The following is a 22,389-nucleotide window of genomic DNA, read 5'->3' as shown; positions in this document are numbered from 1 at the left end:
AATTTCTTTGTGTTCATGGGCGTTGAATACAGAATTATTGGTAACAGCCGCATGACATGGCTGGAAAGCTTGACCTTAAGGCAGCGGGCGGGCATTTGAGCGACATGCTGATTTTCAAGATATTTAAGGCCAATGAATGGGCCACGTTGCAGGCCAAAGGTGAAACTTTGGGCGCTCCGATAGATTTGGCCGATGGCTTTGTGCATTTTTCCACCGGGTCGCAAGCGGCTGAGACGGCGGCGAAGCATTTCGCTGGGCTGGATGGGCTGTGGCTGCTGGCGCTGGAGGCGGATGATTTGGGCGACGCGCTGAAGTGGGAAGTGTCCCGCGGTGGCGATAAGTTCCCGCATCTGTATCGCGCGATGAGGCTGGATGAGGTTTTGTGGGCCAAGCCGTTGCCGTTTGTGGACGGCGCACATGTTTTCCCTGAGGAGATGACGCAATGAATTTGATGGAAAAACTGGGCATGCCGTTGTTGCATAAAGTGGACCCAGAAACCGCGCATGGTTTGGCAATCAAAGCGTTGCAATTGGGCGCGGCTGCGTCGCCCGGGTTGGTGACGTCACCACGGTTGCGCACGTCATTTGCAGGGCTGGATGTGCCGAACCCTGTGGGATTGGCGGCTGGTTTTGATAAAAACGCGACGGCTTTGTTGGGCTTGTCGCGTGCGGGATTTGGGTTCTTTGAAGTTGGGGCCGCGACTCCGCGGGCGCAGCCGGGCAATCCGAAGCCTCGGTTGTTTCGCTTGACCGAGGATCGTGCGGCGATCAACCGGTTTGGGTTTAACAATGACGGTATGGAAGCGATTGCAAGCCGCCTGGCGCAGCGGCCGCGGGATGCTGTGATTGGTTTGAACCTTGGGGCGAATAAGGATTCAGAGGATCGTGCAGCGGATTTTGCCAAGGTGTTGGCGCATTGTGGCGCGCATCTGGATTTTGCGACGGTGAATGTGAGTTCTCCGAACACCGAAAAGCTGCGGGATTTGCAGGGCAAAGCGGCGCTGTCGGCGTTGCTGGCGGGTGTGATGGACGCGCGTGAAGGGCTTTCGAAGAAGATCCCGGTGTTTTTGAAGATTGCGCCGGATTTATCCGAAGCGGAATTGGCAGAGATTGCTGAGGTCGCGTTGGAAAGTGGATTGGACGCGATTATTGCGACCAACACGACGTTGGATCGCGATGGGCTGATGTCGCAGCACAAGGGCGAGATGGGCGGTCTATCCGGTGCGCCGTTGTTTGAGAAATCGACGCGGGTTTTGGCGCAGTTGTCTGCGATGACTGAGGGCAAGCTGCCGTTGGTGGGTGTTGGCGGCATTTCAAATGCCGAGCAAGCCTATGCCAAGATTTGTGCGGGTGCCTCTGTTGTGCAGCTTTATACGGCGCTGGTTTATGGTGGGTTGTCTATGGTCGCGGATATTGCGCGCGGGTTGGATGATCTGCTGGCGCGGGATGGATTTGACAACGTTGCTGACGCTGTTGGCAGCAAACGGAGTGATTGGCTATGACCGAGATTTGGCATAACCCGCGCTGTTCGAAATCGCGCGAGACTTTGGCATTGGTTGAAGAAAAAGGCCCGGTGACGATCCGCAAGTACCTAGAGGATGCGCCGACAGAGGCGGAAATCCGTGAGGTTTTGGGCATGTTGGGGATCAAGGCGATTGATCTGATCCGCAAGGGCGAAGCCGAGTTCAAAGAACGTGGGCTGTCTAAGGACAGCTCAGAGGATGAGCTGATTGCAGCGATGGTTGCCGTGCCGAAACTGGTCGAACGTCCGGTTGTGATTGCAGGTGGTCAGGCGCGGTTGGGTCGGCCTCCGACCTCTGTTTTAGAGATCCTTTAGGCGAGGGATCGTTCTAACGCGGGGTAGCGCGCGCCGAGTGTGATGCCCCGAGCTACGAATGATATGACAAGCGCGGCCCAGAGGCCGTGGTTGCCATAGGTTGGGATCAGGGTGATGACGGCGATCACGTAAATGATCGCGCTAAGGATCATCATGTTGCGCATATCGCGGCCCTGTGTGGCCCCAATGAAAATTCCATCCAGCATCCATGACGCACAGCCCAAGATAGGTGCGGCTATCATCCATGGCAGGTAGTCTGCGGCGGTGGTTTGTACCTCTGTGGATTTGGCCATGACAGAGATCAACCATGTGCCGCCGAATGCGAAAAAGATCGACATTGAAACGCATGTGACCATGCCCCAAAAGCTGCACTTCAGTGCGGATTTGCGCAGGCGTTTTGGGTTTTTCTGACCGATAGCGCGGGCGATGAGCGCTTCGGCTGCGAAGGCAAATCCATCCATCGCGTAGGCGGTGATATAGGTGAATTGGATGAGGACTTCGTTTGCCGCCAAGGTCACGTCGCCAAAACGCGCACCGACGAAAACGAAGCTGGTGAAGATGGCCATCAGTAGGGCCGAACGGATCAGGATGTCTACGTTTAGCAGGCCCATTCGGATCAGCTTGGCGCGGTCAAAAACCCGCAGCCAGTTACGCCATTCGACGTTTTGAAAGGCGTCACGGCAGAGGTAGATGCCGACACCTGCGCCCATGAGTTCGGCAATGACTGTGGCAATGGCAACGCCCTGCACACCCCAGCCCAGCCCCAGCACGAACCAGAGATCAAGCAGGATATTGGCGCCGTTCATGATGAGTTGCACCCAAAAGACGCCGGTTGTGCGTTCCATCGCGACAAGCCATCCGGTGAGCGCGTAGACGGCGATGGCAGCGGGGGCGGTCCAGATGCGGATGAAGAGGTATTCGCGGGCGAGGCTTTCGACCTCTGGCGAGGCGGGAGATAGCCAGAAGGCCCCAGCAAAGATGAGCGGTTGCAGAAGGATCAGGGCCAAACCCCCTGCCCCGGCGATCAGCAGAGCGCGGGTGAGGAAGGCTGAGACTTCGGCATCGTCGCCTGCACCGGCGGCTTGGCCAACGAGGCCTGCGGTGCCCATACGTAGAAAGCCGAAGATCCAGTAGATCGTGCTAAGAATGATTGCGCCCATGGCGACCGCGCCGATGGGCACTGCCTCGCCCAATTGGCCCACGACGCCTACGTCAACCGCGCCGAGGATCGGCACGGTGGCGTTGGACAAAACCACGGGAAGCGCGATTTTGAGGATGCGGCGATGGGTGATCTCGGGCGTGGTCACGTTAGGGTTTGCGTTCTGGAATGAGGAAATGGCCAGTGCCTTGCGCGAAGAGTTTGGCGCGGTTGTCTTGCCATGCTTCGACGTGAACGGATGCGTAGCGGCGGCCAGAGCGGTTAACACGCGCACGGGCGTAGGAATCCCGTGGTAGGCCGGAGCGCAGGTAGTCGATAGTGAAATCAATGGTTTTGGGCAGGCGCGGCATGTGGCCCGCCTCTATCTCGTCCAAAGACAGCACGCCGGTTTCCATGTCCTCCCAAAGACGCGACCAGCTGAGGCCGATGACCGCTGTGATCTCTAGAAAGGCAGCGGTGGCACCGCCATGAAGCGCGGGCAGCAATGGGTTGCCAATGATCTTTTCGTCAAAGGACATGGTGGCGGTTAGCTCGTCACCGCGGCGATCAAAGTGGATGCCGAGGAATTGGCTGTAAGGAATGGAGCTGACTAAAGCGCTGAGCGCGGCATCGCGGCGTTGCTTGACGACTTGAACGGGTTCTGGACGTGGGCGGCTCATGATTTACGCTCCGCTGTGAAGGCACCAGTGGCGGTGGCAACGGGGTTTTCGCTGTCGTCGTCATAGGACTTGGCGCGAACGAAGGCGACGGTGCGTGTGAGGTGATACACCTCTGCCCGCGCGCGGATGCGTTGGCCTGGAACGGCTGCGCGCATGTAGTCGATGCGTAGATCAATCGTGGCTGTTGCGCCTTTGACCTGTGGATGGCTCATGACGGCAGCGCCACAACAGGTATCCATCAATGCAGAAACCGCACCGCCAGAAATCACCCCGGTTTCGGGATCGCCGATAAAGCGTTCGTCATAGTCCATTTCAAGCTGGGCTATGCCATCACCGATTTCGGTCATGTCCATTCCCAAAGCTTTGGCGTGTGGAATCGCTTCGATAAATTGCTTTGCCAGTTTGGCCTTATCTGTTGTCACGAAATTAACCTTTCGCCCCCGATTTGATGTTACGTCAAGACAAGCAAGCCCTGTTGCTCATTTTGAAATACCCGCCTAAATTCCCTATGAGGGAGATTATGACATGACTGCAGAACGTCTTACGTTCAAGGAAATGTGCGCGAAATTTGACGTTACGCCAAGGACTTTGCGCTATTACGAATATATTGAGCTGCTGCAACCTGATCGCGAGGGGCGCTCCCGGTTCTATGGTGCGCGCGAAATAGCGCGGATGACGCTGATTTTGCGAGGTCGCAAGTTCGGCATCAAACTGGAAGAGCTGCGCCAATGGCTTTTGATGTATGAAAACGAAGGCAGCAAAGCCCAAATGGCGGCCTTTGTTGACGTCGCCAATCGTCAGCTTGACGAGCTGAAGGATCAGCGCGAACAGTTGGACGAAGCGATTGCTGAATTAACGCGTGTGCGCGACGTGGCGAAAAAATCTTCGGAGTGAGCGGGGCCGTTTCGGCACAAACGCCTACGAAAATTCCATGATCTATAGGGGGTGAAACATTGGTTTCGCCCCTTTTTCTATTGGTAAATGGGTCAATGGCCGTGACGCAAAAGCACCTTTGGACGTTCACAAATTACCCAAAACACAGAGTTACGTTAACGGAAGTTACGTCAACGATAAATTGACGTAACGTACCAACTACGTAAACTCGAATTTTCATTGTAACGACTCAGAAACGTTCCCAGCTTATCTACGACACCACGGATGAGGACCTGTGATGACTGAAGATCAAATGACCATTCGCCAAATGTGCGACAGCTTCGGCGTGACGCCGCGCACACTTCGGTTTTATGAAAGCAAGGAACTGCTGTTCCCAATTCGTGACGGGCAAAAACGCCTGTTCACGCGTCGAGATCGCGCACGGCTTAAGCTGATTTTGCGCGGCAAGCGGTTTGGGTTTTCACTCGAAGAGATTCGCCAACTTTTGAACCTGTACGACATGGGGGATCAGCAGCAAACGCAGCTGACGCAAACCTATGCCGTGGCGCAAGAGCGGCTTGCTGATTTGGAACGGCAACGTGAGGAACTTGATGATGCCATCATGGACCTCAAAGAACAGCTGAAGTGGGGAGAAAAGATGATTTCCTCGCTGACTCAGCAAAAAAACGCAGCCGAATAATTTTCGCACCCGGAGGACTTTATGCCAACTTATACCGCCCCCACAAAGGATATGCAGTTTGTCCTGCATGATGTGTTGAACGTCAGCGCAAGCGACATCCCTGGTTACGCCGATTTGGATCGCGATTTCACCAATGCAATTCTGGAAGAGGCAGGCAAGCTGGCCGGTGGCGTGGTTGCGCCGCTGAATGTTGTGGGTGACGCCGAGGGTTGTTCGTTTGAAAATGGCGTGGTTGGCACACCCACCGGGTTTAAAGAGGCGTTTGAGCAGGTCAAAGACGGCGGCTGGACCGGGCTGGATATGCCCGAAGAGTTTGGCGGACAGAATATGCCAGCGGTGATCGGCACCGCAGTTGGCGAATTGTTTTCCGGCGCCAACCAAGCGTTCACCATGTATCAGGGCCTGACGCACGGCGCGGCCTCGGCCATTTTGGTACACGGGACAGAGCAGCAAAAAGCGACGTATTTGCCGAAAATGGTCAGCTGTGAATGGACCGGCACTATGAACCTGACCGAGCCGCATTGTGGCACCGATCTGGGTTTGATGCGCACGAAGGCAGAGCCGCAGGGTGATGGGTCGTACAAGATTTCGGGCCAAAAGATTTTCATCTCTGCCGGTGATCACGACATGGCTGAAAACATCGTACATTTGGTTCTGGCGAAGATCCCCGGGGGCCCCGATGGGATCAAGGGCGTGTCGCTGTTTATCGTGCCAAAGGTGATGGTGAATGAAGATGGATCGCTGGGCGCGCGCAATGGCGTGTCTGTTGGCGCGATTGAACACAAGATGGGTATTCACGGCAATTCCACCTGTGTGATGAACTACGACGAGGCCACCGGCTATCTGCTGGGTGAAGAGCACAAGGGCATGCGGGCCATGTTCACCATGATGAACGAGGCGCGTTTGGGTGTGGGCATGCAGGGGCTTTCCCAAGCTGAAGCAGCGTATCAAAACGCTGTCGAATACGCCAAGGACCGTCTGCAAGGTCGCGATGTGACGGGTGCAAAGAACCCAGATGGTCCGGCGGACCCGCTGATTGTGCATCCTGATATTCGCCGTGCGCTGATGGATCAGAAAAGCTTTGTCGAAGGTGGGCGCGCGTTCCTGTTGTGGGGCGCAAACCTGATTGATCAGGCGCACCGGTCTGAGGACAAGGACGCGGACGGGCTGGTGTCACTGATGACGCCGGTGATCAAAGGCTTTTTGACCGACGAAGGGTATCAATCCACTGTTCAAGCGCAGCAAGTTTACGGCGGGCACGGCTACATCGAAGAACATGGCATGAGCCAGTTCACCCGTGATGCGCGGATCACAATGATCTACGAAGGAGCCAATGGGGTGCAAGCGCTTGATTTGGTTGGACGAAAGCTGGCTCAAGACAGTGGTAAACACGTCATGGCCTTCTTTGAAATCGTGAAAACCTTCTGCAAAGAGCATGGGGATGATGAGGCGATGGCTGATTTCGTTGGCCCGCTGAAAGACGCGTCAAAGCACCTGCAGGCGGCGGGCATGTATTTCATGCAGAACGGCATGAAGAACCCGAACCATGCGCTGGCAGGATCTTATGACTTTATGCATCTGTTTGGGCATGTCTGCCTGGGTCTGATGTGGGCGCGTATGGCAAAGGCGGCGAACACGGCTTTGGCAGAGGGCACCTCTGACGCTGCGTTCTATGAAACAAAGCTGACAACAGCGCGCTACTATATGGCACGCCGCTTGCCCGCGACGGCCATGCATTTGGCTCGGATCGAGAGCGGTTCAGATACCGTTATGGCGCTGGACGCTGAGCAATTTTAAGGACTGATAATGCCAAAACGCTTTCGTTTGACCCGTCGCATGCCAATCGCAATGACCGAAGATGCCTATCGGCGTTTGAAACGGTTTTCTGCTGAAGCGGGGTTGGACGAAGGCGAGGCATTGTCCTTTCTGTTTGAGAACTTTGACGCAGTCACTGATGACGAAGGGCTGGCGCAACGGTTGCGCCAGTTCAACTCTGAACTCGATGCGCGAAAGCGCTAGGCGATACATCTGAGGAGAGGGAGGAAATTGAGTATTTGTGGAAAGATGAAGAGGTGGTCCACCTCCCCTACTTGCCTAATCGATATTGGCAAACAAGAGAGGCTTCACCTTTCGCGGCCATCGGCTCTCCAGCCTGTACCGCGTCTCAACAAAACCGCATTACTCTTAATTCAAAGTAAATTTCTGCCTTCATCTTTCTAAAAATACTCCACGGGGGTGCGGGGGTGTGAAACCCCCCCTCCTGCCCTCACCTCTAGGAGAGACACATGACGATAAAACTCTATTGCTTCGGCGAAAGTGGAAACGCCTATAAGGCAGCGCTTGCGTTGGAATTATCTGGGCTGGACTGGGAGCCGGTCTTTGTGGATTTTTTCAAAGGCGAAGCGCGGAGCGCTGAATATCATGAGCAGATCAACGAAATGGGCGAAGTGCCGGTTTTGGTTGATGGGGATTTCAAGACCAGCCAGTCTGGCGCTATTCAGCAATATATTTCTGAGAAGACCGGCAAGTTTGGCGGCACAACGGATGCGGAACGTTACGAAATTCTGCGTTGGGTTTTGTGGGACAATCACAAGTTATCTAGCCAGGCTGGTCTGACCCGCTTTCTGATGAATTTCTTGCCAGAAGACAAACGGCCACTTGAAACGATTGGGTTCATGCAGGGGCGCCTAAAGGCCGCCTATAACACATTGAATACCCATCTTGAGGGGCGCGACTGGATTGTTGGTGATGGGCTGAGCAATGCCGATATCTCGTGCTGTGGGTATCTGTTTTACCCAGAGCCGTTTGGATTTGACCGCGCGGATTGGCCGAATATCGACCGTTGGATCAGCAATATTGAAAACACACCGGGTTGGAAACATCCCTATGATTTGATGCCGGGTCACCCCAGTGATCGTGGTTTGTGAAGGAGACGAGCATGACCGAAGCTTATATTTATGACGCCGTGCGATCCGTGCGCGGCAAAGGGCGCAAGGATGGATCGTTGCACGAAGTCACTGCTCCGAAGCTGAGCGCGGCAGTGTTGAACGCCTTGAAAGCGCGGAATAATTTGGAAGGTCACGCCGTTGAGGATGTGATCTGGGGGAATGTCACGCAGGTGGCGGAACAGGGCGCGTGTTTGGCGCGGACGGCTGTTTTGGCCTCTGATCTGGATGAAAGCATTCCGGGCGTTTCGATCAACCGGTTCTGTGCATCTGGCCTTGAAGCCGTGAACATGGCCGCGAACCAAGTGCGTGGCGGCGGCGGCGATGCTTATATTGCCGGTGGTGTGGAATGCATGAGCCGCGTGCCAATGGGCATGGATGGCGGCGCGATTGCGGTGGACCCGTCGATTGCCATTGATAACTACTTTGTCCCTCAGGGGATTTCAGCGGATATTATCGCGACGGAATATGGGTTTACCCGTGATCAGGCCGATGCGCTGGCTGTGGAAAGCCAGAAACGCGCCAAGGCTGCGTGGGATGCTGGGCATTTCGAAAAATCGGTTATTCCGATCTTTGACATCAACGGCTTGCCGATTTTGGAAACCGACGAATACATGCGTCCGAGCACTGATATGCAGTCGCTTGGTGGTTTGAACCCTGCGTTTCAGCAGATGGGCGAAGTGATGCCCGGTTTTGATAAGATCGCGCTGATGAAATACCCGCATCTTGAGCGGATCAATCACATTCACCATGCGGGCAATAGCTCGGGCATTGTGGATGGCTCTGCTGCGGTGTTGATTGGCAATAAGGAATATGGCGAGCGGATGGGGCTGACCCCACGTGCGCGCATCAAAGCGACGGCCAAGATTGGGACTGACCCAACGATTATGCTGACCGGCCCTGTACCAGTGACACAGAAAATCCTGCGCGAAAGCGGGATGGAGATTGGTGATCTGGACCTGTTTGAGGTGAACGAGGCCTTTGCCAGTGTTGTGATGCGGTTCATGCAGGCGTTTGACGCGGACCCTGCCAAGGTGAACGTGAATGGTGGATCCATTGCAATGGGGCATCCATTGGGTGCAACGGGCGCGATGATCTTAGGTACCTTGCTGGACGAGCTAGAGCGCACCGACAAAGAGACAGGTCTGGCGACGCTGTGCATCGGTTCCGGCATGGGTGCTGCAACGATTATTGAGAGGGTCTGATGCCAAAGATTGATCTTGAGAGTTTAGAGCCAAAGACCGGATCGATTTATCCGATCAAACATGCGGCTGAGATGGAAGGACGTTCCAGCCTTCGTGTGGGGGATGCAGGTGGTCTGACGCAGTTTGGTGCGAATATCACAATATTGCAGCCGGGAGCGAAATCCAGCCTGCGTCATTGGCATGAAAAGCAGGACGAGCTGATGGTGGTTTTGCAGGGGACATGCACCTTGGTGGATGACCATGGCGAGACGGTTTTGAACGTTGGTGACTGCGCCGCCTTCCCTGCCGGTGATGCCAATGGGCATTGCATTGTGAACCATTCCGATGCCGAGGCGCGGTTTTTCATTGTGGGCACGCGGACGCCGACGGAAACCGCCTGGTACAGCGATATTGATATGAAAGTGACCGTCGAAAATGGCGCGTTTGAGTTTACGCGCAAAGACGGCAGCCCTTATCCGGGAGATGATACATGACTGATTTCACACTGAATATTGACGCCGAGGGTGTTGGGACGATTGTCTGGGATACCGTTGGCAAAAGCATGAACGTGCTGAACCTTGAAGCCTTGGCAGAGCTTGAGGCGCATATTGACGCCGCCCTAGCGGATGAGGCTGTGAAGGGTGTGATCATCACCTCTGGCAAGGAAGGTACCTTTGCGGGCGGGATGGATTTGAACATCATCGCCAAGATGAAAGAAATGGCTGGCGATAATCCGGCTAAGGGTCTGTTTGATGGTGTGATGAACATGCACCGCATCCTGCGCAAGATTGAGCGCGCGGGGATGGATGCAAAGACCAACAAAGGCGGTAAGCCGATTGCGACGGTGATGCCGGGTACAGGGTTGGGCATTGGGTTGGAAATCCCGCTGGCGACGCATCGGATTTTTGCCGCTGACAATCCGAAGGCCAAGATTGGTTTGCCTGAGATCATGGTTGGGATTTTCCCGGGTGCTGGTGGCACTACCCGTCTGGTGCGCAAGATGGGCGCGATGATGGCAGCGCCGTTCTTGTTAGAGGGGAAGCTGAGCTCGCCTGCCAAGGCCAAGCAGGCTGGATTGATCGATGAGGTCAGCGATGATCCGATGGCGGATGCGCGGGCTTGGGTTCTGTCAGAGCCGAAGTTCGTAAAGCCGTGGGATGAAAAGGGTTACAAAATGCCCGGTGGCGCGCCGTATCATCCGGCGGGCTTCATGACCTATGTGGGTGCGTCAGCGATGGTGCATGGCAAGACGTGGGGCGCGTTTCCTGCGGCTAAGGCGTTGTTGTCAGCCGTCTATGAGGGCGCGACTGTGCCGTTTGACACAGCGCTAAAGATCGAGGCGCGGTGGTTTACCAATATCTTGATGAACCCAAGTTCTGGCGCGATGATCCGTAGTCTGTTCATCAACAAAGAAGCGTTGGAAAAGGGGGCGAACCGTCCTGACGTGGCCGATGAGCGTGTTAAAAAGGTTGGTGTTTTGGGCGCTGGCATGATGGGTGCTGGGATTGCGTTGGTGTCAGCAAAGGCGGGCATTGATGTGGTGCTGATTGACCAGAGCCAAGAGGCTGCTGATCGTGGTAAGTCCTATGCTGAGACCTATATGGACAAAGGCATTAAACGCAAAAAAGCGACAGAAGATCAAAAGGTTGCGCTACTGAGTAAGATCAACGCGACAACCGATCTAGATGCGTTGAAAGACGTTGATCTGATCGTTGAAGCGGTGTTTGAAGACCCCAAGGTCAAAGCCGAGATGACCAAGAAGGTTGAGGCGATTATTCCGGAAGATGCCATTTTTGCGTCTAACACCTCTACCCTGCCGATTACGGAACTGGCCAAGGCTTCCAGCCGTGCAGAGCAGTTCATTGGCATCCACTTCTTTAGTCCGGTGGAAAAGATGCTGTTGGTGGAAATCATCAAAGGCAAAGAAACCGGTGATCGAGCGGTGGCCAAGGCGTTGGATTATGTGCGTCAAATCAAGAAGACGCCAATTGTGGTCAATGATGCGCGGTTCTTCTACGCCAACCGCTGCATCATTCCATACATCAACGAAGGTCTGCGGATGATTGGTGAGGGCGTGGCCCCTGCCCTGATCGATAATGCCGCGCAGTTGCTGGGCTTTCCTGTTGGGCCGATCCAATTGGTGGATGAAACCTCGATTGACTTGGGCGCAAAGATTGCGCGGGCGACCAAGGCTGGGATGGGTGATGCCTATCCAGATGGCGCCGTGGATGAGGTGATCTTTTGGATGGAGGCAAAAGAGCGTTTGGGCCGAAAATCTGGTGCCGGGTTCTATGACTATGACGACAAGGGCAAGCGCCTTGGTTATTGGGATGGCTTGGCCGAGCAATATCCGCGGATGGACGAACAGCCCGATGTCACCGAGGTGCAAAACCGGTTGATGTTTGCGCAGGTTCTAGAAGCGGTGCGTGCGCTGGAAGAAGGCGTGTTGGAAGACATTCGCGAGGGTGACGTGGGCGCGATCTTGGGCTGGGGCTTTGCGCCGTGGTCTGGTGGCCCATTTGCTTGGCTCGACATTGTTGGTGCGGCTTGGGCGGCGGAACAATGCGATACGCTCGAGGCCAAGTTTGGCGCGCGCTTTAATTGCCCTGCGCTGTTGCGCCAGTTGGCTGAGGATATGGATGGGTTTTACGACCGGTTCAGCACAGCTGATGCGGCTTAGTAGCTATAGCCAAAGCGCTTGATATCCGCGTTGCAGATGTCGCCCAATAGGGCGGCATCTTCGTCATCGTAATAGATGCGGTAATCGGCATCACGTGGTGACGCGTTCACATGGGGAATGTTCAGGGTGAACCCAAGGTGATCAAACAGAGGTGCTGCATCCGCGTGGAAATGTTCCAGACGAATGTAGAGATTGCAGCATTCATTCCCATCAATTGTCGTCATGTAACGCGCATAGGGTGACGCCCCAAGGCTTGCGCGCGTGTGTGGGTGATGCAGGAACTCTTTGAACGTCAGTGACTTGGCAAGTTGGACGGCGGTATGTTCAAACTTTTGCTCGCGCAGCCAATGGAAATAGCTAACGCCCCGGTCCCATGGGTTTCGTACCAAGGTGAAGGTGAAGAAGTCTTGGATCTCTTCCAGAGTTGCGAGGCCATCGATGTCTGACAGCATGGAATGTTTCCACAAGCGGCCCGATGCCTCTACCCCTTTGATGCGGCGGCGGCGTTTGATGGCTTTGGGCGTGTCGCCCAGCATCACGTCGTCCTTCATTGCGCGATCCTCTAGCGCCAGCGACAAGGCTGTGCCGCCGGTTTTAGGAATATGCACAAAGATGTAGCGGCGGCCGCGCGATAAGATCATGTGCATATGCTAGTCGCCAAACGTGTATTTCGCTAGCGTCGAATGCCAAACCCCGCAATGAAATTCGAGCAATTGCGATAGTGACAGATTCAGTGTAAATTTCGGCCAAAATAATAATGAGCAGATGTCATGACCGCGCTGAACAAATACCAACGGCTCGAAGCCTCGGGGCTTTGGCGTGCTGATGCCGATGCGCAACGCCGCGAAGTGATTGCGTCCATTGGCGATGCGACCCTTGTGATTTCCGACATGCAAGACCGCCCTTTGGCGCATTGGTCTATTGCTGCGATTGAACGCGCAAATCCGGGCAAGACACCTGCGGTTTTTCACCCCTATGGCGATACCGGTGAGACGTTAGAACTTGGCGAAGGCGAGGCCGAAATGGTGGGCGCCATCGAAAAGCTGCGCAAAGCCATTCACAAGAGCGAACCGCGTTCTGGCCGCGTGCGTGTGTTAATCATGATGTCCTCTGTCGCGGCGGTTGCGGCAGGTGCTGTGTTTTGGCTGCCGGACGCGTTGCGGGCGCATGTGACGTCTGTGGTGCCGCAGATCAATCGCGTGGTGATTGGGCAAGATGTCCTAAGCCAGATGGGTTCTATTACCGGATCGCCCTGTCACGAAGAAGTGGCAGACGCGGCGTTGGAACGGCTGGCAAGCCGCGCTGGTGTGCGTGAGATTATTGTGGTTCCCGGCGGTATTCGCGACACGGCTGGATTGCCGGGTGGCGCAATTTTAGTGTCGCGCACGATCTTGGAAGACCACGAAGACCCCGCTGTTGTGGCGGGCTATGTGGCTGCCGAAGCGTTGCGAATTCAAATGCGTGACCCGCTGGCGCATCTGCTAGAAACCGGCGGCATCAGCGCGAGCTTTCGTTTGCTGACAACTGGCCAGTTGACCGAAGATACGTTGATTGGCTACGCCGAGGCATTGGCCACCGAAACCGCGCCAGTGGTGCCGCATGCAGATTTGGCAGAGCATTTCGCAGGCTTAGAATTGCCGGGCACACCCTATGCCTATGCAATTGATATTTCAGGCGAAACCACGATTGATCTGATCGAGGCAGATACCACGTTGTTGGGCAATATCCCCCCAGTCCTAAGCGACGGGGAATGGGTGGCTTTGCAAGAGATCTGCACAAACTAAAAAGCCCGGCCAAGGCCGAGCTTTTCAAGTTATCTTATCTAATTTTACTTAGCGAATGCGGGCGTTGTTATAACCTGCAGAGCGTGCCTTGTTCAGCGCGGATTGCGCTTGTGCGGTTGAGGCAAATGGACCAGCCAGAACCATGCGGTAGGTTTGGCCACCCTTTGTAACCTTGCCAACGCGAACCGGTAGGCCCAGTGCTTTGACGCGGCGCGCGACGGTTTGGGCGTCTTTGGAGGTGCGATAGGTCGCGACCTGAACGTAGCCCCCGGTGTTCACGTGCATGCGTTTCTGACCAGAGTTGCCCTTGGAGGCGACAACGGTTTTGACGCGCTGCGCTGTTACGATTTCTTGTGCCTGCACTGATTTCAGACGACGTGGCGTGCCACGGGTCAGGATTGCGTCAGCTTGCGCCATGCCGTCAAAAGTTTGCTCTGCACGGTGGCGGTTCAGCCGGTCATCTTGCCAAGCGGCTTTGTAGCCGCGCGGTGGTTTGGTGATGGTGATTGCATTCGCGCGTTTTTCATAAACGTGGCGCGGCACAACACGTGTGTTGCTTGGTACTTGGGTCGCTGTCACGACCTGCACTGGCTTTGTACGGACAACAGAACGCTGTTTCACAGCAGGTGCTGTATATGTCGGTTGATGTGCAATGGTAGTTGTTGGTGTCCCCTGTGCGTCTGCGAAATGTGGGGCCATGGTTTGGCCACCACAACGCACGTTCGCTGTTGGGTGATTCAGATATTTCTGAGACTGCGCGCTAATACCGGCGCATTGTGTGCTGGTTGCAACTTGGTTCGGCGCGACTTGTTTGACTGAATACTTGCGTGTCACTTTTGGAGCGACGGGTGCTGCAACAACCGGCTGGGTCTTCACGACCCGTTTTTGAGGTGCGACAACGCGAGCTGGCTGCACGACCTTCGCAGGCTTTTTGGAAACAGTCGCGACCTTCTTGGGTGCCTTGGTTTTTGTCTGCACTGGCGCGGCGTTTGGTACGATCTGTACAACTTTGTTGCTGACAGGTGCGGCCGATGCCGTTGCGGATGGGTTTTTCAACGAAGGCTGAAAGCCGCAAATCATTTTGCGATCACGTGCGACACGCGGCACCCAAGTGACGGAGCCATCAACACCTGCGCGAATGAAAACGCAGCCCTGACTATCAACGTATTGCTTGCCTTTGAATGACGCCGGCGGAAACTCCGCTGGTGTGCCATCATTGCGTAAACTACGGGCGTCTGCCGCCTGTAGTCCGATAACCGAAGCGACCAAAGCGATCGCGAGTGTCCTAGTAAACAGCATCGTGCCCCCACAAGATATGGGGGCACTTTAGCCTTAATCCTCTAAATGAGTAAAGTACGCATAGGGATTATTTAGTACCAAACATGCGATCCCCTGCATCACCAAGGCCCGGAACGATATATCCAAGCTCGTTTAAGCGCTCATCCAGCGAGGCGGTCACGATTGGAACGTCAGGATGCGCCTCTTTCATGCGCGCCACACCTTCGGGGGCGGCCAAAAGGCAGAGGAAGTGAATATTGGTGGCGCCGGCCTCTTTCAAAAGGTCGATGGCCGCAACCGAAGAGTTGCCCGTTGCCAGCATTGGATCAACAGCAATCACCAAGCGTTTGTCGAGTTCTGTCGGTACTTTAAAGTAATATTGCACCGGTTTTAGCGTTTCCTCGTCGCGATACAGCCCCACGAAACCAACACGGGCTGATGGGATCAATTCCAGCATTCCGTCCAAAAGACCGTTGCCTGCGCGCAGGATGGATACGAGGGCCAGCTTGCGGCCATCTAGCACGGGGGCATCCATTGATTGCATCGGTGTTTCGATGGTGGCTGTGGTCACCGGCAATTCACGTGTGACTTCATAGGCGAGCAACTGGCTGATCTCGCGCAGAAGCTGGCGAAATTCCGCCGTAGAGGTCTGTTTCTTGCGCATGAGCGTAAGTTTGTGCTGCACCAATGGGTGATCGACGACGGTCAGATGGTTTTTCATGCGGTTTCCAGTTTTTGTAGGATGCGTGCGCGGGTGTCTTCATCACAGAAGGCCGCTTCGGCTGCGGTTTTGTTGAGGGCGGCGAAATCGTCTGCGTCCCAACCGAAGGCTTGGTTCAGCATGTCGTATTCGCGGCGCATCGTTGTGCCAAAGAAGGGCGGGTCATCTGTTGAAACGGTGACGCGTACACCAGCGTCGCGCAGACGCTGAATGGGGTGCGCGGCAATGTTTGGATACAGGCCAAGGACCACGTTGGATCCCGGGCAGACTTCGAGCGTGATCTGACGATCGACAAGTTCTTGCACAAGACCTGCGTCTTCGATGGAGCGCACGCCATGACCGATGCGTTCAACATTGAGGTCGCGGATCGCTTCGCGCACACTTTCTGGGCCACCAAATTCGCCGGCATGTGTGGTCAGCTTTAGACCTGCTTCGCGGGTCATGTCGTAGGCATAGGCAAAGTCACCTTGATGCCCCTGCCCTTCGTCTCCGCCCATGCCGAAGCCGGTGATCCAGTCCCCAGCTGTTTCGGCGGCGCATAGTGCGCTGGCTTTGGCTTTTTCCGGGCCGAAATGACGGACACAGGTCACGACGCCGCGCAGGATAATGCCGTGGGCTTTTTCTGCGGCGTCAGCGGCTTCTTGGATTGCGTGCAGGTATTCGCGCCATGCGCTTACGTCGCCACCACCACAGAAGTCTGGCGAGATAAAAGTTTCGCTGTAAACCACACCATTGGCAGCGCTTTCTTCAAGAACGGCTGTTGTGAGGCGCGCGTAGTCTTCGGGTGTTTTCAGAACGGATGTTGCGGCTTCATAGACCGATAGAAAGTGCACGAAGTCGTTAAAGGCATAGCCGCCTTGGTCATTGAAAACCTTGGAGATGTCGGCCTTTTTCTCTGCCGCCAATTGGCGGATAAAGGCAGGTGGCGCCGCGCCTTCATGGTGAAGGTGAAGTTCGACTTTGGGGAGGTCAGCGACGCTCATAGAAAGCTCCTACCCGGACCTTGAGCCGGGACGTTTAAATGTGCAGCCACAGTGGCTGCGATGTCTGCGAATTTAACGATGCCAGCATTGCCCTGACCAATCCCGTGGCACAGCACTGGCACACGCTCGCGGGTGTGATCGGTCCCGACCCAACTGGGATCGTTGCCGTGATCCGCGGTTATAATCAAAAGGTCGTCTTTGCGCAGTTTCGGGATCAATGCACCGATTTGTAGGTCAAACCACTCCAGCGCACGAGCATAGCCAGAGATGTCGCGACGATGGCCATAAAGGCTGTCAAATTCTACGAAGTTGGCAAAGGTTAGGCTGCCAACTTCGGCTGTGTCTACAAGGTTATGCAGATGGTTCATCAACTCAGCATCCGGGCCTTTTTGACTGTCATCAATGCCTTGCATCGAGAAGATGTCGCCAATTTTCCCAATGCCATACACATGCTGACCCGCGTCTTGGACCCAATTGGTCAAGATCGGTTTGGGCGGTGTAATGGCGTAATCTTTGCGGTTATCCGTGCGGCTGAAACCGGTTTCAACATCACCTACGAAGGGGCGCGCGATGACGCGGCCGACTTTCATATCATGCAAGATGGGCGCGATGGCCTCGCAGAACGCCAGCAGGCGCGCCAAGCCAAACGTGTGTTCATGTGCGGCCACCTGCAACACGCTATCAGCGGAGGTGTAGCAAATTGGAAAGCCCGTCTGAATGTGGAGCGCGCCGAGTTCATCAATGATCTCTGTGCCCGAGGCGTGACAATTGCCAAGAATGCCAGCAACATCGCCCGCTTGCGTGATCTGTTTGACCAAAGCGTCTGGAAAAGCTGGGCGCGTATCTGGGAAATAGGTCCAATCCCACGGCACGGGAAGACCGGCAATGTCCCAGTGGCCTGAAGGTGTGTCTTTGCCTTGCGAGGTTTCTTGGGCTGCGGCCCAAAAACCAGTCGGCGTGGCGTTTAAGTTCGGGGTGTCATCGCCAGACGATAGACGCGTTGCCGCGCCAAGGCCCAGTGCATCGAGGTTGGGCAGATTGAGCAAACCTGTCCGCCCCGCTTCGGCATGACCATTCGCGCAGGCTTGGGCAATATGCGCAATCGTATTGGCACCGGTGTCTGGCCGGTCACCGTTGAAATATTGATCGGCATCTGGCGCACCGCCGATACCGACGGAATCCATCACAACAAGGAAGGCACGGGTCATCCGTCGATCCTTTCGTGGACCAAAGGTTGGGGTGTTGGTGCTTTGTCTGTGATCTGGATCGCCGACAGCACGGATTGAGCGGCGCGTTGGGCGGATGCCTCGCGGGATGCGTGGATGCGGAGCAAGGGTTGGCCTTTTGTCACCTTTTGCCCCAAGCGAACGACATCCGATAGGCCAACGGATGGATCAACTTGGTCACCTTCCACTTGGCGTCCTCCGCCGAGTGCGACGACCGCAAGGCCCAAAGCCTCGCCATTGATAGCACTGATGTAGCCTGTTTTAGGCGCTGGCACTTCGGTGATGACAGTTGCTTCGGGGAGAAAACGGCGCCAGTTTTCGGCAAATTGCACAGGGCCACCTTGGGCATAAACCATTTTACCAAAGGCCTCTGCTGCGCGTCCATCTTCGATGGACTTCACAATCATATCCGCGCCTTCGTCGACCGATTTTGCAAGACCAGCGTTAGACAGGAGAACGCCACCAAGTGCAGCGGTGAGTTCGTGCAACGACCCCTTTGCGCCATCACACAGCACCCGCATGATCTCGGCAATTTCCAACGCGTTGCCCAGCGCGGGAGCGAGCGGTTCGTTCATATCCGACACAATGGCCGAAGTTGGGCAGCCGGCTAGATTGGCTGTGCGCACAAGGGATGTCGCCAAGGCGCGCGCTTCGTCCACGGATTTCATGAAGGCTCCAGAGCCGCATTTTACGTCGAGCACCAAATGCTCTAGCCCGGCGGCCAGCTTCTTGGACAGGATAGAGGCCGTGATCAAATCAAGGCTTTCCACCGTAGCGGTGACATCGCGGATCGCATAAAGGCGTTTGTCTGCTGGAGCGATATTGGCCGAAGCACTGACGATGGCCGCGCCTGTGGTTTGCACGACGTGGCGAAAGTGGTCCTCTGGTAGATCAACGCGCAGGCCGGGAATGCTTTCCATTTTATCAAGTGTGCCGCCGGTATGGCCAAGGCCACGACCCGAGATCATCGGCACAAAGCCACCGCAGGCCGCCAAGGCTGGTGCAAGTACAAGCGAGACACAATCGCCCACGCCGCCGGTTGAATGTTTGTCGATCACCGGCCCAGCACAATCCCAGCTAAGGCGATCACCACTATCACGCATGGCTATTGTTAGGTCCGCGCGGGCGGTTTCAGTTAAGCCATTCAGACACACAGCCATCGCAAAGGCACCAGCTTGCGCGTCACTTACGGCTTGGTCCGCCAAACCTTGGGCGAACCAAGTCAGTTCTTCTCGATTTGGGCTTTGCCCACGGCGCAGCCCAGCAATGATCGCGCGGGCGTCCATCAGGTGTTCTCCAGATGCTCTTCGGTAAAGGCGCCGGGCATCAGTTCCGACAAGGTCATTTTTTGCTCTACCCCGCCCAAGGTGGCCATCGTGACAACAACGTCACCATTGCCGAATTCAATCAGCTTTTGGCGGCACCCGCCGCAGGGCGAAACGGGCATGGGGGCATCTGCAACAACGTAAACTTCGGTCAGACGGGTTTGGCCATTGGCGATCATTGATGCGATGGCGCCCGCTTCGGCACAGGTGCCCTCGGGATAGGCGACGTTTTCAACGTTACACCCCACAAAGGTTTCACCGTTTTCGGCGACGATGGCCGCGCCTACTTTGAAGTTGGAATAAGGCGCATAGGCTTTTTCACGGACCTTTAAGGCCTGATCCTTTAGTGTCATCGCAAATATTCCTTTCTACGCTCCGAAGAGGTCGTTGACTGCGCAACCTGATGATTGACGTTCAGAGTTTTTAACTCAATGGTCAAAAATGACAACTCAATCAATTTGAAATCCTAAGCCGCGCAGAATACCGCGCGGCACGCAGAGACTGCGATTGTCTTCACGGTTTTGCAAGAGAAAGCATTCTGAATGCAGGCGGCTATTCTCAATCAACAGAAAATAGTTTAGCCCTAAACAAAAGATATAGTGAGATGCAAAATGCCTGATGGATCAAAAGAACGCCAACGCCAAGAAGCGCTGTTTTATCACGAGTTTCCAAAACCCGGGAAATTGGAAGTCCGCGCGACCAAGCCATTAGCCAATGGGCGTGATCTATCGCGAGCCTATTCGCCTGGCGTGGCCGAGGCCTGTCTTGAGATCAAAGCAGATGCATCAACCGCAAGCCGCTATACGTCGCGCGGGAATTTGGTGGCTGTTGTCACGAATGGTTCAGCCGTTCTAGGGCTGGGAAATATTGGTGCCTTGGCATCAAAACCGGTGATGGAAGGCAAAGCAGTTCTGTTTAAAAAATTCGCCAATATTGATTGCTTTGATATTGAGCTGGATGAAACTGATCCTGAGAAACTGGCGGATATTGTTTGCGCGCTGGGTCCGACTTTTGGTGCGATTAACCTTGAAGACATCAAAGCGCCCGATTGCTTTGTCGTGGAAAGCATTTGCCGCGAGCGGATGAACATTCCGGTTTTCCATGATGACCAGCACGGCACGGCAATTGTTGTTGGGGCTGCGGCCACAAACGCGTTGCGGGTTGCTGGCAAGTCATTTGAGGACATCAAGATTGTTTCGACCGGTGGTGGTGCCGCTGGGATCGCCTGCCTGAACATGTTGGTGAAGCTTGGCGTAAAGCGCGAGAACATCTGGCTGTGCGATATTCATGGGTTGGTCTACGAAGGTCGTACCGAGGATATGAACCCACACAAGGCGGCCTTTGCGCAGAAATCTGATCTGCGGACTTTGGATGATGTAATCAGCGGAGCGGACCTGTTCTTGGGTCTTTCTGGCCCGGGTGTTCTAAAGCCTGAGATGGTTGCCAAGATGACCACGCGACCAATCATCTTTGCCCTTGCGAACCCAACGCCGGAAATCATGCCGACAGCTGCGCGTGATGTTGCAGCAGATGCGATTATCGCGACGGGTCGCAGTGACTTCCCCAATCAGGTGAACAACGTATTGTGTTTCCCGTTCATTTTCCGCGGCGCCTTGGACGTTGGCGCGACAGAGATCAACGACGAGATGAAAATCGCCTGTGTTGAAGGTATTGCAGAACTTGCGCGCATCACAACATCGGCCGAAGCTGCGGCGGCGTATAAAGGTGAGCAACTGACATTTGGTGCGGATTATCTGATCCCGAAACCCTTTGACCCACGTTTGGTGGCGATTGTGTCTGCGGCCGTGGCACAGGCCGCGATGGATACAGGCGTGGCGACGCGCCCCATCGAGGATATGGATGCCTATAAAGAGCAGTTGAACCAATCTGTGTTCAAATCCGCAATGCTCATGCGCCCGGTCTTTGAAGCGGCATCAGCTGCGTCTCGTAAGATCGTCTTTGCAGAGGGCGAAGATGAACGTGTACTGCGGGCGGCGCAGGTCATTTTGGAAGAGACCACTGAAAAACCAATTCTAATCGGGCGTCCCGAGGTTGTCGAACGTCGCTGTGAGCGCTTGGGGCTGACAATCCGACCTGAACGCGACTTTGCCTTAGTGAACCCAGAGAATGATCCACGTTACCGGGATTATTGGGAAACCTATTACAGCCTGATGGCCCGCAAAGGTGCGACACCAGACATTGCACGAGCGATCATGCGGACCAATACAACAGCGATTGGCGCTGTGATGGTACATCGTGGAGAGGCAGACAGCCTGATCTGTGGCTCGTTTGGTGAGTTCCGTTGGCATTTGGACTACGTGAACCAAATTTTAGGAACACCAGAATTTGCACCCCATGGTGCGTTGTCTTTGATGATTATGGAAGACGGCCCGTTGTTTATCGCGGATACACATGTTTGGTCCCTGCCCTCACCAGAACAGCTCGCGCTGACGGCGCAAGGTGCCGCACGGCATGCGCGGCGGTTTGGGGTAGAGCCGCGCGTGGCGTTCTGTTCACAGTCGCAGTTCGGCAACCAGAAAGAAGGGTCAGGCAAACGCCTGCGCGAGGCGATTGCCATTCTGGACGGAATGGAAACCGACTTTGAATACGAAGGCGAAATGAATGTAGACGCAGCCTTGGACCCGGAATTGTGCAAACGTCTGCTTGCGGATAGCCGCCTGAGTGGACCAGCAAATGTCTTGATCTTTGGACATGCTGATGCGGCTTCAACCGCGCGCAATATCCTAAAGATGAAAGCGGAAGCCTTGGCCGTTGGCCCCATCCTGATGGGCATGGGCAACCGCGCGCATATTGTGACGCCATCTGTCACCGCCCGAGGGCTTTTGAATATGGCAGCGATTGCTGGTACACCTGTCAGCCACTACAGCTAATGATCCCGTGCCCCAGCGCTTTTGCAGCTGGGGCACATTTTACAAGATTTACGAATTTTCAGCGACTTGTGTTAATTGGCTGTAAATTTTGCAAACCACCTTTATTTCTTGCGTTTCTTTAAGAGTTTGCAGGAGTTTGCACTGC

General features: G+C 55.1%; 23 protein-coding genes. 13 read left to right on the top strand and 10 right to left on the bottom strand.

The features are described from left to right. Positions 1-104 precede the first annotated feature (104 nt). From Q4544_RS05640 to arsC, 3 genes are read left to right on the top strand one after another with little or no spacing between them, the layout of a single operon-like run. Complete coding sequence (locus Q4544_RS05640) at positions 105-446, top strand: DUF952 domain-containing protein (RefSeq protein ID WP_303504970.1); 342 nt, start codon at positions 105-107, stop codon at positions 444-446. Beyond that, on the top strand, positions 443-1,501 hold the full coding sequence (locus Q4544_RS05635; protein WP_303504520.1) for a quinone-dependent dihydroorotate dehydrogenase: 1,059 nt from the start codon (positions 443-445) through the stop codon (positions 1,499-1,501). The genes Q4544_RS05640 and Q4544_RS05635 overlap by 4 nt, the downstream gene beginning before the upstream one ends. Continuing rightward, the gene (arsC, locus tag Q4544_RS05630; protein WP_303504519.1) at positions 1,498-1,836 is read left to right on the top strand and encodes an arsenate reductase (glutaredoxin); all 339 of its coding nucleotides are present in this window, start codon (positions 1,498-1,500) and stop codon (positions 1,834-1,836) included. The genes Q4544_RS05635 and arsC overlap by 4 nt, the downstream gene beginning before the upstream one ends. Here arsC and Q4544_RS05625 read toward each other — a convergent pair. The 3 genes from Q4544_RS05625 to Q4544_RS05615 are packed head-to-tail and all read right to left on the bottom strand — an operon-like array spanning position 1,833 to position 4,076. Further along, positions 1,833-3,143, bottom strand: a complete 1,311-nt coding sequence (locus Q4544_RS05625) for an MATE family efflux transporter (protein WP_303504518.1) — start codon at positions 3,141-3,143, stop codon at positions 1,833-1,835. The genes arsC and Q4544_RS05625 overlap by 4 nt on opposite strands. 1 nt (position 3,144) lies before the next feature. After that, complete coding sequence (locus Q4544_RS05620) at positions 3,145-3,654, bottom strand: PaaI family thioesterase (protein ID WP_303504517.1); 510 nt, start codon at positions 3,652-3,654, stop codon at positions 3,145-3,147. Further along, positions 3,651-4,076: a PaaI family thioesterase gene (locus tag Q4544_RS05615; RefSeq protein WP_303504516.1), complete on the bottom strand. Its 426-nt coding sequence runs from the start codon at positions 4,074-4,076 to the stop codon at positions 3,651-3,653. The genes Q4544_RS05620 and Q4544_RS05615 overlap by 4 nt, the downstream gene beginning before the upstream one ends. 103 nt (positions 4,077-4,179) lie before the next feature. Here Q4544_RS05615 and Q4544_RS05610 point away from each other — a divergent pair, with 103 nt between their 5' ends. The 8 genes from Q4544_RS05610 (at position 4,180) to Q4544_RS05575 (ending at position 12,036) form a co-directional block, all read left to right on the top strand. Then, positions 4,180-4,548 carry a MerR family DNA-binding transcriptional regulator gene (locus Q4544_RS05610; RefSeq protein WP_303504515.1) on the top strand — a complete coding sequence of 123 codons (369 nt, stop codon included), beginning with the start codon at positions 4,180-4,182 and terminating at the stop codon, positions 4,546-4,548. A 277-nt stretch (positions 4,549-4,825) separates the two neighbouring features. Further along, positions 4,826-5,227: a MerR family DNA-binding transcriptional regulator gene (locus Q4544_RS05605; protein WP_303504514.1), complete on the top strand. Its 402-nt coding sequence runs from the start codon at positions 4,826-4,828 to the stop codon at positions 5,225-5,227. A 21-nt stretch (positions 5,228-5,248) separates the two neighbouring features. Beyond that, positions 5,249-7,024, top strand: a complete 1,776-nt coding sequence (locus tag Q4544_RS05600) for an acyl-CoA dehydrogenase C-terminal domain-containing protein (protein ID WP_303504513.1) — start codon at positions 5,249-5,251, stop codon at positions 7,022-7,024. A 9-nt stretch (positions 7,025-7,033) separates the two neighbouring features. Then, complete coding sequence (locus tag Q4544_RS05595; RefSeq protein ID WP_303504512.1) at positions 7,034-7,246, top strand: hypothetical protein; 213 nt, start codon at positions 7,034-7,036, stop codon at positions 7,244-7,246. A gap of 266 nt (positions 7,247-7,512) precedes the next feature. After that, positions 7,513-8,154: a glutathione S-transferase family protein gene (locus Q4544_RS05590; RefSeq protein ID WP_303504511.1), complete on the top strand. Its 642-nt coding sequence runs from the start codon at positions 7,513-7,515 to the stop codon at positions 8,152-8,154. An 11-nt stretch (positions 8,155-8,165) separates the two neighbouring features. After that, a complete protein-coding gene (locus Q4544_RS05585) occupies positions 8,166-9,377 on the top strand; it encodes an acetyl-CoA C-acetyltransferase (protein ID WP_303504510.1) in 1,212 nt (403 codons plus the stop codon). Further along, positions 9,377-9,850 (top strand): cupin domain-containing protein, encoded by a 474-nt coding sequence (locus Q4544_RS05580; protein ID WP_303504509.1) that lies wholly within the window; start codon positions 9,377-9,379, stop codon positions 9,848-9,850. The genes Q4544_RS05585 and Q4544_RS05580 overlap by 1 nt, the downstream gene beginning before the upstream one ends. Continuing rightward, complete coding sequence (locus tag Q4544_RS05575; RefSeq protein ID WP_303504508.1) at positions 9,847-12,036, top strand: 3-hydroxyacyl-CoA dehydrogenase NAD-binding domain-containing protein; 2,190 nt, start codon at positions 9,847-9,849, stop codon at positions 12,034-12,036. The genes Q4544_RS05580 and Q4544_RS05575 overlap by 4 nt, the downstream gene beginning before the upstream one ends. Here the strand turns inward: Q4544_RS05575 and Q4544_RS05570 are convergent. Further along, positions 12,033-12,677, bottom strand: a complete 645-nt coding sequence (locus tag Q4544_RS05570) for a sulfotransferase family 2 domain-containing protein (protein ID WP_303504507.1) — start codon at positions 12,675-12,677, stop codon at positions 12,033-12,035. The two genes, Q4544_RS05575 and Q4544_RS05570, sit on opposite strands and share 4 nt — an antisense overlap. Positions 12,678-12,806: 129 nt before the next feature. Here Q4544_RS05570 and Q4544_RS05565 point away from each other — a divergent pair, with 129 nt between their 5' ends. Further along, entirely contained in the window at positions 12,807-13,820 is a 1,014-nt protein-coding gene (locus Q4544_RS05565) for a hypothetical protein (protein ID WP_303504506.1), read from the top strand. A 48-nt stretch (positions 13,821-13,868) separates the two neighbouring features. Here the strand turns inward: Q4544_RS05565 and Q4544_RS05560 are convergent, their stop codons facing one another. The 6 genes from Q4544_RS05560 to Q4544_RS05535 form a co-directional block, all read right to left on the bottom strand. After that, entirely contained in the window at positions 13,869-15,119 is a 1,251-nt protein-coding gene (locus Q4544_RS05560; protein WP_303504505.1) for an SPOR domain-containing protein, read from the bottom strand. A gap of 67 nt (positions 15,120-15,186) precedes the next feature. Next, entirely contained in the window at positions 15,187-15,819 is a 633-nt protein-coding gene (upp, locus tag Q4544_RS05555) for a uracil phosphoribosyltransferase (protein WP_303504504.1), read from the bottom strand. Further along, positions 15,816-16,802, bottom strand: a complete 987-nt coding sequence (locus tag Q4544_RS05550) for an adenosine deaminase (protein WP_303504503.1) — start codon at positions 16,800-16,802, stop codon at positions 15,816-15,818. The genes upp and Q4544_RS05550 overlap by 4 nt, the downstream gene beginning before the upstream one ends. Then, on the bottom strand, positions 16,799-18,010 hold the full coding sequence (locus Q4544_RS05545; RefSeq protein WP_303504502.1) for a phosphopentomutase: 1,212 nt from the start codon (positions 18,008-18,010) through the stop codon (positions 16,799-16,801). Before Q4544_RS05545 ends, Q4544_RS05550 begins: the two co-directional genes overlap by 4 nt. Beyond that, positions 18,007-19,314, bottom strand: coding sequence for a thymidine phosphorylase (locus Q4544_RS05540; RefSeq protein ID WP_303504501.1), 1,308 nt, complete (start codon positions 19,312-19,314; stop codon positions 18,007-18,009). The genes Q4544_RS05545 and Q4544_RS05540 overlap by 4 nt, the downstream gene beginning before the upstream one ends. Beyond that, entirely contained in the window at positions 19,314-19,706 is a 393-nt protein-coding gene (locus Q4544_RS05535) for a cytidine deaminase (RefSeq protein WP_303504500.1), read from the bottom strand. The genes Q4544_RS05540 and Q4544_RS05535 overlap by 1 nt, the downstream gene beginning before the upstream one ends. A 258-nt stretch (positions 19,707-19,964) precedes the next feature. Here Q4544_RS05535 and Q4544_RS05530 point away from each other — a divergent pair, with 258 nt between their 5' ends. Continuing rightward, positions 19,965-22,244: an NADP-dependent malic enzyme gene (locus Q4544_RS05530; RefSeq protein ID WP_303504499.1), complete on the top strand. Its 2,280-nt coding sequence runs from the start codon at positions 19,965-19,967 to the stop codon at positions 22,242-22,244. Positions 22,245-22,389 lie beyond the last annotated feature (145 nt).

Source organism: Cognatishimia sp. 1_MG-2023 (genome assembly GCF_030548175.1).
GTDB lineage: Bacteria > Pseudomonadota > Alphaproteobacteria > Rhodobacterales > Rhodobacteraceae > Cognatishimia.
Note: the sequence above shows the minus strand (reverse complement) of the source record. Positions and strands in the feature narration are given on the sequence as shown.

Excerpts from the sequence above, each read along its gene's own strand:
- Q4544_RS05640 (WP_303504970.1), top strand. The coding sequence starts at position 105 with ATGCTGATTTTCAAGATATTTAAGGCCAATGAATGGGCCACGTTGCAG.
- Q4544_RS05635 (WP_303504520.1), top strand. The coding sequence starts at position 443 with ATGAATTTGATGGAAAAACTGGGCATGCCGTTGTTGCATAAAGTGGAC.
- arsC (WP_303504519.1), top strand. The coding sequence starts at position 1,498 with ATGACCGAGATTTGGCATAACCCGCGCTGTTCGAAATCGCGCGAGACT.
- Q4544_RS05620 (WP_303504517.1), bottom strand. The coding sequence starts at position 3,654 with ATGAGCCGCCCACGTCCAGAACCCGTTCAAGTCGTCAAGCAACGCCGC.
- Q4544_RS05610 (WP_303504515.1), top strand. The coding sequence starts at position 4,180 with ATGACTGCAGAACGTCTTACGTTCAAGGAAATGTGCGCGAAATTTGAC.
- Q4544_RS05605 (WP_303504514.1), top strand. The coding sequence starts at position 4,826 with ATGACTGAAGATCAAATGACCATTCGCCAAATGTGCGACAGCTTCGGC.
- Q4544_RS05600 (WP_303504513.1), top strand. The coding sequence starts at position 5,249 with ATGCCAACTTATACCGCCCCCACAAAGGATATGCAGTTTGTCCTGCAT.
- Q4544_RS05595 (WP_303504512.1), top strand. The coding sequence starts at position 7,034 with ATGCCAAAACGCTTTCGTTTGACCCGTCGCATGCCAATCGCAATGACC.
- Q4544_RS05590 (WP_303504511.1), top strand. The coding sequence starts at position 7,513 with ATGACGATAAAACTCTATTGCTTCGGCGAAAGTGGAAACGCCTATAAG.
- Q4544_RS05585 (WP_303504510.1), top strand. The coding sequence starts at position 8,166 with ATGACCGAAGCTTATATTTATGACGCCGTGCGATCCGTGCGCGGCAAA.
- Q4544_RS05580 (WP_303504509.1), top strand. The coding sequence starts at position 9,377 with ATGCCAAAGATTGATCTTGAGAGTTTAGAGCCAAAGACCGGATCGATT.
- Q4544_RS05575 (WP_303504508.1), top strand. The coding sequence starts at position 9,847 with ATGACTGATTTCACACTGAATATTGACGCCGAGGGTGTTGGGACGATT.
- Q4544_RS05570 (WP_303504507.1), bottom strand. The coding sequence starts at position 12,677 with ATGATCTTATCGCGCGGCCGCCGCTACATCTTTGTGCATATTCCTAAA.
- Q4544_RS05565 (WP_303504506.1), top strand. The coding sequence starts at position 12,807 with ATGACCGCGCTGAACAAATACCAACGGCTCGAAGCCTCGGGGCTTTGG.
- Q4544_RS05560 (WP_303504505.1), bottom strand. The coding sequence starts at position 15,119 with ATGCTGTTTACTAGGACACTCGCGATCGCTTTGGTCGCTTCGGTTATC.
- upp (WP_303504504.1), bottom strand. The coding sequence starts at position 15,819 with ATGAAAAACCATCTGACCGTCGTCGATCACCCATTGGTGCAGCACAAA.
- Q4544_RS05550 (WP_303504503.1), bottom strand. The coding sequence starts at position 16,802 with ATGAGCGTCGCTGACCTCCCCAAAGTCGAACTTCACCTTCACCATGAA.
- Q4544_RS05545 (WP_303504502.1), bottom strand. The coding sequence starts at position 18,010 with ATGACCCGTGCCTTCCTTGTTGTGATGGATTCCGTCGGTATCGGCGGT.
- Q4544_RS05540 (WP_303504501.1), bottom strand. The coding sequence starts at position 19,314 with ATGGACGCCCGCGCGATCATTGCTGGGCTGCGCCGTGGGCAAAGCCCA.
- Q4544_RS05535 (WP_303504500.1), bottom strand. The coding sequence starts at position 19,706 with ATGACACTAAAGGATCAGGCCTTAAAGGTCCGTGAAAAAGCCTATGCG.
- Q4544_RS05530 (WP_303504499.1), top strand. The coding sequence starts at position 19,965 with ATGCCTGATGGATCAAAAGAACGCCAACGCCAAGAAGCGCTGTTTTAT.